Origin of the sequence: Pseudomonas sp. GCEP-101, assembly GCF_025133575.1 — a bacterium.
Lineage (GTDB): Bacteria > Pseudomonadota > Gammaproteobacteria > Pseudomonadales > Pseudomonadaceae > Pseudomonas > Pseudomonas nitroreducens_B.
The window spans coordinates 771,355-786,400 of the sequence record NZ_CP104011.1; the positions used below are offsets into that span (position 1 = coordinate 771,355).

Genomic DNA, 15,046 nt, shown 5'->3' on the forward strand with positions numbered 1-15,046 from the left:
GGCTTTTTTATTTCGTCCCCGGCCCATTCCCTATTAGCACCAAAGATTCATATTTCCGAACTTCGAGAGTTAGCATTGGCTCAAATTTATCGAGGGAACCCCATGAAAACAACCAAAAAAACAAGCTCTGAAAAATCAAGAATCGCTCAAAAGAAAATACAAAGCCAAAGCTCTAAACCTCTAAAAACCCTGACATTAGCAGGAGTGCTATTCACATCCCCAGTAGTTATTGGCCAACCAATATATTGGGAAGCCCCAAGATCCGCTATCGGGGGTAGGATCTTCGAATCACAACAAAGTGCTTGCGATGCTTTGGATGAAGCTATCAACTACCCTGAAGGTGACATAAAAACACTAACGCCTCCTTCGTTACCTGAACGTGCCAATTGGAGTTGCACTATCTCCGCCGCGAGTGGAAGAGGATCCATTTCAACTTGGCTCTGGGAGAAGTCCTATGATTGCGCCGGTGCAACTACATATGATCCTTTCGCGCATCAATGTGTCTATGCCACCCAGAATGGAAAACCAGAAATTGATATCTGCCCAGGACCAACGGTAGGAAACCCTATAAACCTGCTAAGCACTAACAAGGTTGAGCAGGAGTTCGATCTTAGGAAGAGAGCATCAAACGGATTAGAGTTCTATAGAACATACAACAGCACCGATGGAGTTTGGCGCCACAACTTTGCAACACGACTCGAGTTCTACTCCGATCATATCTCTGTAGTACATAGTGATGGCAGAGGCTCATTCTTTCAACTCAGTACTCCATACAGCCCACTTTCTGCCACTGAGACTGGGAGGCTGACAAAAACCCAAGATGGGTGGATGGTTACCAATAACAACGGAAATAAATTTGAATTCAACGACTTGGGGCAAATCACTTCTATCTCTGACGCCTCCAACTACACCGTAAGCTTTGCCAGAATCGGAAAGCTAACAACAGCAACCAGCGCGAACGGTGATCAACTTGAGTTCTCCGACGATCCCTTGGGGCAGCCACTGGCAATGACAGCCAATGGCACCACATTCAGCTACATATACGATGGAAACCAAAGACTCAAAACTGTCACCTCAACGCGAAGCGGCCTTACTACTAGCCACAGCTATCTCTATGAGCACACATCGCGACTGCGTTTGCTTACGGGACTAGTTGATGAAAACGGAGCCAGATTCGCCAGCTGGACTTACGATGTCTACGGCAAACCCATCGCTAGCGAACATGCTGATGGCACAGAGAAAACCAGCATTGTCTATAACGCTGATGGATCCGCAGTAGTAACCAACGCCTATGGAAAGAAAACCACCTACACATTTCAAGGTGCGACTGGGAGCAGGCGTATTACCTCGGTACAAGGCCAGCCATCTGCAAACTGCCCATATAGCAATTCCAGCTTCACCTACGACAGCAAAGGCTTGTTAAAAACGCTCACCGATGCCAAAGGTCACCTCAGCACCTACGACTACAACGACCGTGGCCTCGAAACCAGCCGCACCGAAGCCTCCGGCACTCCCCAGGCGCGCTCCGTACTCACCGAGTGGCACCCAACGCTGTTCTTAAAAACCAAGGTCACTGAACCCGACCGAATCACTACCTACCAGTACGACGCCCAAGGCCGTCAGACCGGCCAGATCGTCACTCCTCGCTAAATACCAAGGAAGTCATCATGCAGGTACATCCCATGTGCTGGCAGGGCGCGCTCGCCATTGCCAGCGGCATCGCTATGTCCGCGACAGTGGCAGAGCGCAGCTGGAACTATGCGTACACCGCCCAGCGACTGATTGAAATCGCCGACGGCCCTCGTACCGACGTGCAGGACGTCACCCATTACAGCTACGACGCCAAGGGCAATCTCACCCAGATCACCAATGCCCTGCCCCGGCTGGGCAGTTTCGACGATCACAGCACACCCGGCTTCCTCACCAACGCCATTAGTTTGGGTGCCATGTTTGGCCGGGACAGCATTCAGATTGAAACCGCGTATACATCGATGCCTTATGACCTTCACTAGAAACAGGGACGTTCAATGCGCAAAGCATCCTATGCAGTAGTAGCACTTGCCGTGCTCTACTCCCTCTCCGTACCGGCAGCTCAGACTCCTGGTTGGATATATGCAACATCCATCGTCAGCTTTTCTCCAGGTCCAAATACCACTGGTGAATACGCAAACCCCGCCAACGCACTGGGAGCTCCTGATTACAAGGTTGGCGGCGCACCTGAATACGTGTCACTCGGCAATGGCGGGACGCTTATCCTGAAGCTGGCTGAACCTGGTATTGCAGCATCTGGGGAGGCTTTTCCAGACATTAGGGTCGTTGAGATCGGCGAGCAGGGAGAACCCGTCGACGTTTACATCAGCCAGAACGGTGCTGATTGGATTCTCGTGGGGTCGACCATTTCCACCAACAGCCTCGATATCGACAAGCCCACCAATGCCAACACCGAGACTTACTACAAGTATGTGAAGCTTATCGATCTGCCACCAGTACAAAGCGGAGCACCCTATGCCGGCGCGGACATCGACGCAGTTGTGGCCATACCCAGAACAGGTATGGAGCAGAAAGGTCCGCCTTCCAATTCCTGCTCTACACCGGGTCAATTGGAGCCCGAATCCTATGCAGGGAACCCGGTTAACTTCTCCATCGGTAACAAATCCCAAAGAGAAGTGGACTACACATTCCCCCATGGATCTCTCCAGTTTGCGCGCACATACAACAGCTTGGATGGGCTATGGAGGCATAATCACTCCACCTACCTTAGCTTTGCCCAGAACGATGTACGTCTTACGATGGCAGACGGGCGCGAACTGTTCTTTTCCGTCAGTGGCAGCATAGTTACTTCTGCTTCAAAGGATCTTGGTGTATTGACGAAGAGCGGAACAGGCTGGGAGTTTCTCTCAACCAGCAATGAACGTTTTACCTTCAACAGCACCGGCCGGCTGACCAAATGGTCTACACCTCAAGGGGCCATCCAGCAATTGGCTTATTCGGGAACGAAAGTCACAGTTACCGACAACCTCGGGAACACCCTTTCGTTCACGGAGGATGCGGCACATCAGCCTCTGACGCTCACCGCTTCTGGCGTAATGTTCACCTACACATATGATTCTGAAAAGCGCTTGCTATCTGTTACCCGAAGCGCGTCGGGAAAAAGCAGCCAGCGCATATATCACTACGAGTACACCAACAACAATGCATTGCTGAGTGGTATCACAGATGAGCGTGGCGTGAGGTTTTCGACCTGGGGCTACGATGACCAGGGGCGCCCGACTTCCAGCGAGCATACAAACGGCGCTGACCGGGTGACGATAAAGTATGACAACGATGGCTCTGTGGCGGTGACCAATGAATTTGGCAGGGTCACGAAGTACAGCATTCAGACCATCAGGGGAGTGAGGCTCATCTCCTCTATCGACGGCGAGCCCACGCCCAACTGCCCCAATAGCAATTCCACATTTACGTACGATGCCCGAGGCCTGCTAAAGACGAGAACCGACGCCAAGGGAAACCTCACTACATACGACTATAACGACCGCGGCCTAGAAACCAGTCGCACCGAAGCCTCCGGCACCCCTCAGGCTCGCACCGTCACCACCGAGTGGCACCCAACGCTGTTCCTGAAAACCAAAGTCACCGAACCCGATCGCATCACCACCTACCAGTGCGACGCCCAAGGCCGACAGACCGGCCAGATCGTCACCCCCCGCTAAATACCAAGGAAGTCATCATGCAGGTACATCCCATGTACAGGCTGGGCGCGCTCGCCCTTGCCTGCGGCATCGCTATGTCCGCGACAGCGGCAGAACGTAGCTGGAACTACACCTACACCGCCCAGGGACTGATCGAAACTGCCGACGGCCCACGCACCGACGTGCAGGACGTCACCCATTACACCTACGACGCCAAGGGCAACCTCACCAAGGTCACCAACGCTCTGGGTCAGGAAACCCTGCTGGGCAATTACGATGATCGTGGCAACCCCGGCACCATTACCGATGCCAACGGTGTGGTCAGCACCCTCACCTACAGCGGCGTCGATCCCAAGCTGGCGAGCATCACCACCGCCGGCAGCACCACCAGCTTCGAGCACGACGCGGTGGGGCAACTGACCAAGATCACCCGAGCTGACGGTAGCTGGCTGCAATACACCTACGACCCGGCGCGTCGACTGACCGCGATCACTAACAACCTTGGCGAGCGTGTGGAGTACGAAGTCGACGTGGCCGGCAAGCGCACTGCGCAGCGCCTGAAAGACGCCACTGGCACGCTGAAGCAGCAACAAAGCTGGGTCTACGACGAACTGGGCCGCCTGCTGCGTTCGGTCGGCGCAGGCGCGCAAACCGATCACTACCAGTACGACCTGAACGACAACCCCACTGGCCATACCAACCCACGCCAGTTCAGCAACTCCAGCAGCTTCGACGCCCTGGATCGACTGGTTAGCCAGACCGATGCCCTGAATGGCGTCACCCAACTGGGCTATGACGCTCAGGACAACCTGACCAAGGTGCAGGATCCGCGCGGCGTCACCACGCGCTACGAATATGACGGCCTGGGCAACCTGACCAAGCTGATCAGCCCGGACAGCGGTACCAGCACCTTCGAGTACGATTCCGCCGGCAACGTCACCCAGCAGACAGATGCCCGTGGAGTAGTCGTCACTTTCAGCTATGACGCGCTAAACCGACTGACTGCCCGTCACTATCCGGCCACACCGGCACTGGACGCCAGCTACAGCTATGACGCCACGGCGGGTGGCAACGTCGGCATCGGCCGCTTGACCGCTATCCAGGACGGTAGCGGCACCCTCGCCTACCGCTACGACGCTCGCGGCAACCTGATCGAGCAAGCTCGCAACCTGAGCATCAACGGCCAGACGCTGGCAGACACCGTGACCTTCCAGTACGACGCCGCTGACCAACTGATGGGCATCGGATACCCGGGCGCCGTGCAAGTAGGTTATCCACGCAACGCGGGCGGACAAGTCGCCAGCGTGACCCTTGCCCTCGATGGCGGCAGTGCCACCAATGTGGCCAGCGGCATCAGCTACCTGCCCTTCGGACCACTACAACAACTGACGTGGGCCAATGGCATCCAGCTCAACCGCCAATATGACCAGGACTACCAACTCACTCGCCAGGACGTCGGCATTTGGCGTAACGACTACCAGCGTGACGCCAATGGCAACATCACTGAAATGGCCACCAACATCTGGGGCACGCTGAGCTTCGGCTATGACGCGCTAGACCGCCTGACCAGTGAGAACGCTGCCAGCAAGCAAGGTAGCTACAGCTACGATGGGGTAGGCAACCGCACGCAGCGCCAGATCACCGAGAACGGCGCAACAGCGGCCACCACCTATCAGTACGCCAGCGATAGCAACCGTTTGACCGCCATCGATGGTCAGACCGTCAGCACCGATGCCGCGGGCAATCTGACTCAGGACCGTTCCAGCCGACTGCTCGGCTACGATGCCCAGAACCGCTTGGCAACAGTGAAGCTTAACGGCCAGCAGGTGGCAGAGTATCGCTACAACAGCCTCGGCCAGCGCGTGGCCAAGCTCACCGGACAGGGCTTCACCACATACCTGTACGGACCGGACGGCCAACTGCTGGCAGAGACTGACTACAGCAGCGCGGGCGCTCAGCAGCGCAACCAGGCTTACCTGTGGCTGGATAACATGCCACTGGCAAGTGTGGAAAAGCAGGGCAATGGCACACCACGCGTGATCTACCTGCACAGCGACCACCTGAACACACCGCGGCTGGCAACCTCAGGGACTCGGGATCTGGTGTGGCAGTGGCAGTCGGATGCCTTCGGCAATGGAGCACCAAATCAGGATCCGCAAGGAACTGGGCAGCAGACAGTGCTCAATCTACGTTTTCCGGGACAATATTTCGACTTGGAGAGCGGATTGCACTATAACTACCTTCGAAATTATGACCCGCAGACAGGGCGCTATGTCGAAAGTGACCCGCTTGGTTTGGAGTACAAACCGCTTGATCCAGGAATTGAGCTAGCCGAAGAGCTTGGATTGGTAAATCACTCATCGCAAGCTGAGTACATGAACAAGCTTTATCACTATACAGAAAACAACCCCATCAATTTTTACGACATTGACGGGCTTGCACGAGACAAATATCAAAAGCCTGAGAATCCAAACAAAAGAAAAGGTGCAGATGAAAGACAAAAATCTGGGGAGCGTGAGCGAAATGTCGGCCACCCTGAAGGCGAAGAGCACTCCCGGCGCCCCAAAGGCGGAATTAGGATGCGAATGCCAATCCCGTTCATGCTTAACCCGTGTCTAGTCATCCCGACTCTCTGCAACCCTAATTGGCCATATGGCGATAACCAGAACTGTTAGCAGGTAAAATATGACTGATCCGTTCGTAGAAATCCATGAGCTTTTGCGCAGCAAGAATTATGATGCAGCGCTAAACAGGATATACAATAAAAACACGCACTCCATAAGCGAAGAGTTCAAGAATGACGAGAACCACGCGTGGTACATAGTTGGAGATATCTTCTTTAAATCATCAAACCACGAGATGGCGATACACTCGTTCAAGAAGGCATTAGAAAGCCGGATTGATGATATTGAAGCCTACCGGGCCCTAGCCAATAGCTATTCCGCAATCGGAGCACCCGAGAAGTCATGCGACCAGCTCAAAATAGCGCTTCAATTCGCACCAAATGATCCAGCTCTTAATTACAACTTAGGGAATGCGCTCTTTGATATTGGGGACTACAAACAGGCCATAAAAGCTTACGAGAAGGTGCCCCAGGATCAAGGCGAGATTTACACTCTTGCCCAAAAGAATATAAAAACGTCAAAAGATCTAGCCTCCTAAAGCGGATCGGGGCGCTTCACCAACGCCCCTTTTCCCAACTGCCTGAAAGAATTTATCTGAGCAATTGGAGATAAGCGCATAGCTGACTCCAAATGCTCCGGCGACAAGTGCGCATACCGCATGGTCATCGTGATCGACGAGTGCCCCAGGATCCGCTGCAGCGTGAGGATGTCCCCTCCTCCCATCATGTAATGGCTCGCGAAGGTGTGGCGGAGGATGTGGGTCAACTGCCCCGGCGTATCGAATCCACAGCGCTCATACGCGCAACGGAAGGCGGCACGGCAGGACATGAACAGGCGGCCGGTTCCAGGCATGCCCACCTTGAACATCAGTTGCTCCAACTCGGCCGGGATCGGTACTGACCGACTCTGACGGTTTTTGGTCCGGTGGTAGTGGACCTTTCCCCCATGCACGGCCCCCCCCTTTTTCTTTTGCCTGCAAAAATCGACTTACTCAGCTGCGTCGATCAACTCGGGTGAATCATTCCTCGCGTCATTCACCCGCAACGACACCCGGTACCCGGCAAAGTCTTCCCGCGCGTGATGAATCAGGTCGCCCAGCGCTTCGCCGCGGGTGGCGCCGGATAGCCACTCCTCGAAGTTCTCCGACGCCAGCACCACGGGCATGCGGGAGTGGATGTGCTCGATGCTGGGCGCAGCGACCTTGGTCAGCAGGGCGCAGGTGAGGAGGGGGTCGCCGTTGGGGTTCATCCACAGGGACCAGAGGCAGGCGATGGCGATGATAGGGTCGGTGGGGCTGTGGATGAAGTACGGCGGGTGGACCTGGCGGCCGGCGAGGTTGCGTACGGTTTCCTGCTCGTTCCATTCGTACCAGCCCAGCGCTGGCATGAGGCAGCGAGTGCTGCGCAGGGCCTGGCGCCAGAGGGGTTTGCCGGCAGCCTCTTCGCTGCGGGCGTTGAAGGAGAAGCGTGGCGGGGTGGGCTCCTTCCACCAGGTGGGGATCAGGCCCCAGCGGGCGGGCAGTAGTTCGAGTTGGCCGCATTCGTCGTAGCGCAGGATGGGCACGGTCATGCTCGGCGCGACGTTGAAGCAGGGCTCCAGCCAGCGTGGCGGGGTGCGCGCGCCGATGTGCCAGTAGCGTTCGATGGCTGCCTCTTCGGGGCTGACGTAGCGTCCGCACATGTTGGGCACCTTGGGAGAAGGTGCTTTGAGCTTAGTTCGCCGGCATGCCTGGCGAATGTCAGTGCGGCAGGCGGGACTGGCCGATGTGCTTGGCGGCGGTATCGATAAGGAACCAGAGCGACAACGGCGCGCCGATGAACAGGAAAGGGATCATCAGGAACAGGCCATGGCCAACCCAGGCGGTAACGTCCGCGCCGCCGGCCAGGCAGTCATGCAGGTTTTTCGCTCCACCCTGGCAGCTGGCGTAAGCGTATCCCCAGGAACCCAATTGCCAGCCGATGCCGGTATAGGCTGCTGGCAGGACAGCGAGAAGGTAGCGCACCGGCCAAGCCAATTGCGATGCACGCCAGAACAGGAGGGCCGGAGGCACGAAGAGCGCCAAGGCCAGTATCAGCAGCTTCATGCCCGTGCGGTTCCGCGATGCGCACCAACGGTGCAGGCAATACACGCTGCGAAATAGCTCAGCAGGGCAATCAGTAGACTCTTTGCCCAGGCAAAGACAGCCATTTTTCTATCCAACTGGTCATTCAGCCCCTGGCTGCGGGGCTCATCCACCATACTGCGGGTCAACTCATAGATCTTTTCCTGAGCCTCGCAGCGGTATTCCTTGTAGATGCGCTTAATCTCGGTCGCATACTTCTGCCCCACCACAGTCTCGGCGAAGTCGTCCCGCATGTGGTCGCGAATAGCGCTGTTTACTCCCGTCAAGAAGGCCGTCATGTAATAAAGGCCAACGGCAATGAGAAGCTTCCGCCAAGAAGGCTTGAAGAAACGCAGGATCATCCTTGTCTCCATGCATTGAGGGTTGGCGCACGCTAACACACAGGCTGGCAGCGCTTCACGCTCTGCTGCTCAGTCCAACCGCTCCACCACACTCCGCCCGATCACCCGCGTGGTCTCGCTCCCGAAGTCCACCCTGCCCTCCTCCTGCAAGAAGGCATCCACCGCCCCATCGATCCGCTGCGCCAGCTCAGGCAATTGCCAGTGATGCCGCAGCAGCATGCCGGCGCTGAGGATGGCGGCGAGTGGGTTGGCGCGGCCGGTGCCGGCGATGTCAGGGGCGCTGCCGTGGACGGGTTCGGCCAGGGCGATGCCGTTGCCGAGGTTGAGCGAGGGCGCCAGGCCCAGGCCGCCGCCCCAGTGGCTGGCAAGGTCGGAGAGGATGTCGCCGAAGAGGTTGGTGGTGACGATGAGGTCGAAGGCTTCCGGGCGCTCGACCAGTTGCAGGGCAGCGACGTCCACCAGGCGTTCGTCGAGCACGTCGCTCCAGCCGTCCTCGGTGAGCAGATCGCGGCAGGTGTCGCGGAACAGGCCGCAGGTGAGCGGCAGGACGTTGGCCTTGTGCACCAGCGTGATGCGCCGGGCGCGGCGCAGGCGGGCGAGTTCGGCGGCGCCAGCGGCGAGGCGCTCACAGGCGGCGCGGCTGATCACCCGTTCGGCGATGGCGACGCCGTCGGCTTCCCAGTGTTCGCGGCCACTGTAGAGGCCTTCGCTGTTTTCCCTCAGGACCAGCAGGTCGACCCCGGCGCGCGGCGAAACCACCGGGCGCGAGCGGACGGGGCGCAGGTTGAGGTTCAGCGCCAGCGTCTGGCGCAGGCTGAGGATGGCGCTGCGGTAGCCTTCGACCTTGTGACTGGGCGATGAAACAGCGCCGAACAGGCCGGCACCGCAGGCGCGCAGGCGGTCGTAGGTGGATTGGGGAACGGAGGTGCCGAGGCGCTGGAAGCAGTCCCAGCCGGCGTCGGCTTCTTCCACCTGCAGGTCGGGGAGCAGACGTTGCAGCACCTCCACGGCAACCGGCACGACCTCGCGGCCGATGCCGTCACCGGGGATGACGCACAGGCGCCGGCTCAAGGCTGGCCGAGCGGGCGCAGGCGGTATTGCGGCGGCAGTTGGTCGAGGCCGCTGACGGTGACGTTGAGGTCCTTCCAGATGCCGTCCTTGATGCCGTAGATGCAGCCATGCACGGAGAGCTTCTGCCCGCGGTGCCAGGCGTTCTGGACGATGCTGGTGTGGCTGACGTTGGCGACCTGCTGGATGACGTTGAGCTCGCAGAGGCGGTCGACGCGCTCCTCTTCCTTCTCGAACTGGCCGAGGTGGTCGCGGTATTCGTAGGCGAGGTCGCGGATGGTGCGCAGCCAGCCGTCGATCAGGCCGAGCTGGGTGTGGTGCAGCGCGGCGCGCACGCCGCCGCAGCCGTAGTGGCCGGTGACGAGGATGTGCTTGACTTTGAGCACGTCGACGGCGAACTGGATGACCGACAGGCAGTTGAGGTCGGTGTGCAGCACGACGTTGGCGACGTTGCGGTGGACGAACAGCTCGCCGGGCAGCAGGCCGACGATCTGGTTGGACGGCACGCGCGCATCGGAGCAGCCGATCCACAGGTATTCGGGCGTTTGCTGGCGGGCCAGTTTGGCGAAGAAGTCGGGGTCTTCCTGCTTGATCGCTTCGGCCCAGCGGGCGTTGTTGTCGAACAGTTCCTGCAGCTCGCTCATGTCCGGCTCCTCATCATTTGGCTGGCGGCACCTTACGCAGCGCGGGCGTGACTGACAAGCCGCATCAGCGCACAGCGTTCAGCCGCCACCAGCGCGACGGACGCGGCGCCTGCTGCAGCGCCAGCTGGTGCCAGGCGTCGTGCCAGGCCTGGCCTTCGGCGGCCAGACGCGGCCAATCCAGCGTGCGCCGATCCAGGGCGCTGAGCAACTCGGTTTCCAGCCAGCCGTGACCGGCGCGCAGCGCATCGGCGAAACCGGGGTCGACCAGGGCGCGCTGGTGCACCGTCTCGAAGCGCCACCACAGGGAATCTTCCACAGCGTCGCTTTCGCGGCTGAGCAGCCCTTCGCCGGCGCGCTCCTCGAAGCCCAGCGGCTGGAAGATCGACAGGCACGGCGCGGAGGTGCCGGTGGCGGCCAGGCGCGGGGCGTCGCCGTCGAGCCGGGCGATGAGGCTGGCGGTGGTCTGCGAAGGGCGCCAGAAGCTGCCGGCGTGCAGGCAGATCTGCCGGTTGTCGTGCAAGTGGAAGCGGTGCCCGCGGTGGCCATGGCTGCGCAGTGCGACCACCAGCGCCAGCCAGTCGACCTGGGCCGGGCAGTGGGCGAGAAAGTCTTCGTTGAGCTGGCGGCGCTGGTGCGCACCGGCGATCCACGGCAGCACGCGGCCATCGAACGCGCGGGCGAAGTGGAAGTCGCCGCGGCCGTTCCAGCAGCCGAAGCGGCGCGCCTGGGTTTCCAGGTTGGGGCTGGCGAGGTCGTAGTCGTGGCCAAGGCTCAGGGCGTTGGAGATGGCCCAGCGTTCGACCTTCTTCGCCGCCCACAGGCGCCCGGCGGTCTCCAGCACCCAGGCTTCGTCGCGGTCGGCGATCAGGTAGCTGTTGTCGTAGCGCAGGCGTTTATTGCGGTAGCCGGCCGGGCCGCCCTGGCCATGGCGTTCCAGCAGTTCGGTGATCACCGCCAGGGCTTCGCGGGCGCTGCCGCCGCGCTCCAGGCCCAGGCGCAGCAGGTCCATGCCCAGCAGGGCTTCGCCGTCGCGCTCGGTCAGTCTGGTGAACACGGCTTCGTTGCCGATGGCCACGCCCTTGTCGTTGACGCCCATTTCCGCGCCCCACAGCCAGGCCGGCTGGCTGAGGATGACGCCGTGGCGATTGGCGGTCTGGGGGATCTCCAGGTAGCTGGTGCGCACCGTGGCCGCGCTGTCGCCGTGCACGGGCTCCAGGCGGATCAGGCGTTGCGCTTCGGCGGGCTCGCGGTCGCTGTTCTTGGCGAACCAGGTGGCCCCGCCGCTACGCAATACCAAGGTGTCGCACATAATCTTCCTCCCCGTGATCTTCCCGCGCGCCGAGCACTTCCCGCGCGGCGCGCTCCCCGGCCTCAACGGCCCCGTCGAAATAGCCCATCCAGCGCGTCGCCGTCTCGGTGCCGGCGAAGTGCAAGCGCCCGTAGGGTTCGCGCAGGCGCGCCGCGCCGCTGCTCCACAGTCCCGGCGGGAACAGCGCGGCATAGCAGCCCCGGGCGAATGGCTCCTCGGCCCAGGATTTGTCCACGTAGTCCACCGGCTGCAGCGCCTGTTCACCGAAGTAACGGGCGAAGCACTCCAGCACCTGGCCACGGCGGTCGCCGGCGGGCCGGGCGTTCCACTGCCGCGCTTCGTCGCCTTCGATGAAGCCCAGCAGCACGCCGCGCGCGGAACCGGGGACGCTGTTGTCGAAAGTCAGGCGCACCGGGCCGGCCTCGCTGGAGGCCTGGCCGGACAGGCCCTTGTCGCGCCAGAAGGGGGTGTCGTAGAGCGCCATGCACTTGATCACCGCGCCTTGCGGCAGGCGTTGCAGAAGCTGGTCGCGCCAGCTGGGCAGCAGCGGTTCCTGGGTGATGCGCAGCAGCTGGGTGGGCGGGATGGCGAAGATGACGTGGCTGGCCCGATGCGTGCCGCGGTCGGTCACCAGTTCGACGCGGCTGCCGTCCTGGCGCACGGCGCGCACCGGTTCGCCGGTGTGGACTTCGCCGATGCGTTCGGCCAGCACTTCGCTGATCCGCTGCGAGCCACCGAGGATGCGGTCCTGCTGGGCGCCACCGTCGACGCCGAGCACGGTGTCGAGGTTGGTGCCGCCATGGATGTAGAAGAGGACGTGGAGGAACGAGAGGTCATGGGGGCTGGCAGCGAACACGGCGCCGCACATCAGCTCGAAGACCTTGCGCCCGGTGGCGGTGCGCACGTTACGCCGCAGCCATTCGGCGAAGGTGAGGCTGTCCCACTGCGGTGCCTTGGGGTGCAGGCTGGGGTCGCCCAGGGGGATTTCCCGCGCCATGCGGTCCAGGCGGACGTGCGCCTGAAGGACATCGAGCAGGACGTGCGGAGGAAACTTCGGAATAGTGCCGCGATAGGGCCTGAGCCGGCCTCCGAACAGGGTGAGATTGTCGCCCTGGTTCCATTGCGGATAGGTCGACAGACCCAGTTCCGCCAGCAGGGAAAGAATGCGCTCCTGGGTCGGGCCGACCCACTGGCCGCCCACCTCGACCACTTCACCGCTGGCAAAGCGATGGTTGAGGGTACGCCCACCGACGCGCTTGTTGGCCTCGATCACTTTCACCCGTTGCCCGGCTTGCGCCAGACGCCAGGCCGCGGTCAGCCCCGAAATACCGGCGCCCACCACGATCACATCGCTGCGATTCATGTTTGCGACCTTATTGTTCTTGTTGTTATTGGCCTTAAGGGTAAGCCAGGAATAGCCCTCGGAAAAACCCGATCGGCGGGAAATTTCTCAATAGAGGTGGGAGTCGAAGCGGGGGATCGTAGCGCGGGGTGAACGACCGGTAGGAGCGGACTTCGTCCGCGATGGGCCCGCATCGCACCGGAGATCATCGCGGACAGAGTCCGCTCCTACGCGCGGGGAGTCGGCCTGTAGGAGCGGATCTTATCCGCGAGAGCCTTCAGGCGCGGCGCAGGGGTTCAGGACTTCGCGGACAAGGTCCGCTCCTACGCGACGGGAAATGGCGCGCTCCTACCTGAAAAATCGCGCCGGGGCGCGCAGCCAAGGTTAGGGAGAGGGAAGTTCTCGGCACGGAGTCTCAGAAGAAGACCGTTACGCCCGCGAGGGGAGTCGGCCTGTAGGAGCGGATCTTATCCGCGAGAGCCTTCAGGCGCGGCGCAGGGGTTCAGGACTTCGCGGACAAGGTCCGCTCCTACGCGACGGGGAATGGCGGCGCAGAGCGCGCCATGCGCGATCGCGGGCATGGCCCGCTCCTACATGTTCGTGCCGGCGCAGCGGGGTCAATCCACCAGCGTGCAGGCCATCACCAGCGCGTCTTCACGGCCACCGACGGCCGGGTAGTAGTCGCGGCGGCGGCCGATTTCGTTGAAGCCGTAGCGCTCGTAGAGGCGATAGGCAGGGCCGTTGGAGGCGCGGACCTCGAGGAAGCATTCCACTCCGCCCCTTTCACGGGCGCGCTTCATCAGGTGTTCCAGCAGCGCCAGGCCCAGGCCGCGGCCCTGGCTTTCCGGCTTGACGGTGATGTTGAGCAGGTGCGCTTCATCGAGGATCAGTTGGATGACGCCGTGGCCGACCTGCTGGGTGCCTTCGAACATCACCCAGCATTCGTAGCTCTTCAGGCCGTCGGCGAAGGTGCCGCGCGTCCAGGGGTGGCTGAAGGCGGCGTATTCGATCTTGAGTACGGCATCGAGGTCCGCCTCGGTCATCAGGCGGAAGGAAACAGCGTCGCTCATGCAGGGGTCTGACTCATCCAGCGTTGCCGCACGCGGCGCATGGCGCGCCAGAGGTCGGCTTTCAAGGTGGGTTCTTCGGCGAGGCGTTCCAGGCCCGGCAGTGCCCAGGCGACGCCCAGGCCCTCGACCTGCAGCTCGCGCAGCAGGGATTCTTCATCGCCTTCGCCGGCGAAGCGCACGGCAGGCATGCCGACCAGCCACAGGCAGGCGCACGGGGTGCCCTCCTCCAGCCGCGCGGCGACGAAGCCCTGGACGAATTCGCGGGCGGCTTGCGGGCCCTGGTCCATGTTGCCGCGGGAGAACAGCGGCCAGCGCACCGGCTCGCCGAGCAGTTGCGGGCTGTCCGGCAGGCCGGCGGCGCGCAGCAGGTCCTTGAGCAGCAGGTAGGCCGGGTCGCGGCTGGCCAGCGGCTCGCCGGTGGGCAGTTCGACCAGCAGGGTGCATTCGCCGGCGCGCAGCAATTGCAGGGCGAAGCGCGGCGGCGGGGCGACCGGCGTGCGGACGACCGGCTCGGCTTCCGCGTCGTTCGGCGCTTCGGCCTTGACCGCAGCGACCGGCTTGGTCGGCGCCGCCACCTTGGGCAGAAGGCGCGCGGCGATCGAGCCGGGTTCGCCGGCGGGCATCGGCGCAGGGGCGCTGACCGGCACGGCAGCCTCGCGTGCCACGGCCACGGCCACAGCCGCCGGCGCAGGGGCCGCCGGCTCGGCGACGACCGGCGCGGACGTCTCCAGCAGTTCCGGGCGCGACGGGGCGGCGAACGGCAGCACCACGCGCGGCAGCCAACTGGCGACCTGCATGGCGCCAAGGTAGGCGCGGCGACGGGCTTCTTCGATCAAG

At 61.4% G+C, this 15,046-nt stretch carries 13 protein-coding genes and 2 pseudogenes; 5 read left to right on the top strand and 10 right to left on the bottom strand.

The annotated features are described in order from the left end of the window. Positions 1-102: 102 nt before the first annotated feature. From N0B71_RS03565 to N0B71_RS03585, 5 genes and pseudogenes are all read left to right on the top strand, one after another. Positions 103-1,650 carry a DUF6531 domain-containing protein gene (locus N0B71_RS03565; RefSeq protein ID WP_259757333.1) on the top strand — a complete coding sequence of 516 codons (1,548 nt, stop codon included), beginning with the start codon at positions 103-105 and terminating at the stop codon, positions 1,648-1,650. Between the two features lie 17 nt (positions 1,651-1,667). Continuing rightward, positions 1,668-1,931 (top strand): annotated as a pseudogene (locus N0B71_RS03570) (hypothetical protein); the annotation flags it as partial. A gap of 96 nt (positions 1,932-2,027) precedes the next feature. After that, positions 2,028-3,710 carry a DUF6531 domain-containing protein gene (locus N0B71_RS03575; RefSeq protein ID WP_259757335.1) on the top strand — a complete coding sequence of 561 codons (1,683 nt, stop codon included), beginning with the start codon at positions 2,028-2,030 and terminating at the stop codon, positions 3,708-3,710. A 17-nt stretch (positions 3,711-3,727) separates the two neighbouring features. Continuing rightward, complete coding sequence (locus N0B71_RS03580) at positions 3,728-6,364, top strand: RHS repeat-associated core domain-containing protein (RefSeq protein WP_259757336.1); 2,637 nt, start codon at positions 3,728-3,730, stop codon at positions 6,362-6,364. A gap of 10 nt (positions 6,365-6,374) precedes the next feature. Beyond that, positions 6,375-6,851 (top strand): tetratricopeptide repeat protein, encoded by a 477-nt coding sequence (locus N0B71_RS03585; protein WP_259757337.1) that lies wholly within the window; start codon positions 6,375-6,377, stop codon positions 6,849-6,851. Here N0B71_RS03585 and N0B71_RS03590 read toward each other — a convergent pair. The 10 genes and pseudogenes from N0B71_RS03590 to N0B71_RS03635 all read right to left on the bottom strand — a co-directional run. Further along, positions 6,848-7,270 (bottom strand): annotated as a pseudogene (locus N0B71_RS03590) (tyrosine-type recombinase/integrase); the annotation flags it as partial. The gene N0B71_RS03585 and the pseudogene N0B71_RS03590 overlap by 4 nt on opposite strands. A gap of 30 nt (positions 7,271-7,300) precedes the next feature. Then, entirely contained in the window at positions 7,301-7,993 is a 693-nt protein-coding gene (locus N0B71_RS03595; protein WP_259757338.1) for an SOS response-associated peptidase, read from the bottom strand. Positions 7,994-8,051: 58 nt separating this feature from the next. Next, positions 8,052-8,396 (bottom strand): hypothetical protein, encoded by a 345-nt coding sequence (locus N0B71_RS03600; RefSeq protein ID WP_259757339.1) that lies wholly within the window; start codon positions 8,394-8,396, stop codon positions 8,052-8,054. Beyond that, complete coding sequence (locus N0B71_RS03605) at positions 8,393-8,776, bottom strand: hypothetical protein (RefSeq protein ID WP_259757340.1); 384 nt, start codon at positions 8,774-8,776, stop codon at positions 8,393-8,395. The genes N0B71_RS03600 and N0B71_RS03605 overlap by 4 nt, the downstream gene beginning before the upstream one ends. Before the next feature lie 69 nt (positions 8,777-8,845). Continuing rightward, a complete protein-coding gene (locus N0B71_RS03610; RefSeq protein ID WP_259757341.1) occupies positions 8,846-9,847 on the bottom strand; it encodes an isocitrate/isopropylmalate dehydrogenase family protein in 1,002 nt (333 codons plus the stop codon). Next, positions 9,844-10,488 carry a carbonate dehydratase gene (can, locus tag N0B71_RS03615; protein ID WP_259757342.1) on the bottom strand — a complete coding sequence of 215 codons (645 nt, stop codon included), beginning with the start codon at positions 10,486-10,488 and terminating at the stop codon, positions 9,844-9,846. The genes N0B71_RS03610 and can overlap by 4 nt, the downstream gene beginning before the upstream one ends. Before the next feature lie 64 nt (positions 10,489-10,552). Beyond that, complete coding sequence (locus tag N0B71_RS03620) at positions 10,553-11,797, bottom strand: C69 family dipeptidase (protein ID WP_259757343.1); 1,245 nt, start codon at positions 11,795-11,797, stop codon at positions 10,553-10,555. Continuing rightward, positions 11,772-13,160, bottom strand: a complete 1,389-nt coding sequence (locus N0B71_RS03625; protein ID WP_259757346.1) for a flavin monoamine oxidase family protein — start codon at positions 13,158-13,160, stop codon at positions 11,772-11,774. Before N0B71_RS03625 ends, N0B71_RS03620 begins: the two co-directional genes overlap by 26 nt. Positions 13,161-13,756: 596 nt before the next feature. Beyond that, positions 13,757-14,209, bottom strand: a complete 453-nt coding sequence (rimI, locus tag N0B71_RS03630) for a ribosomal protein S18-alanine N-acetyltransferase (protein WP_259757347.1) — start codon at positions 14,207-14,209, stop codon at positions 13,757-13,759. After that, on the bottom strand, positions 14,206-15,045 hold the full coding sequence (locus tag N0B71_RS03635; RefSeq protein ID WP_259757348.1) for an energy transducer TonB: 840 nt from the start codon (positions 15,043-15,045) through the stop codon (positions 14,206-14,208). Before N0B71_RS03635 ends, rimI begins: the two co-directional genes overlap by 4 nt. Position 15,046: the final 1 nt, after the last annotated feature.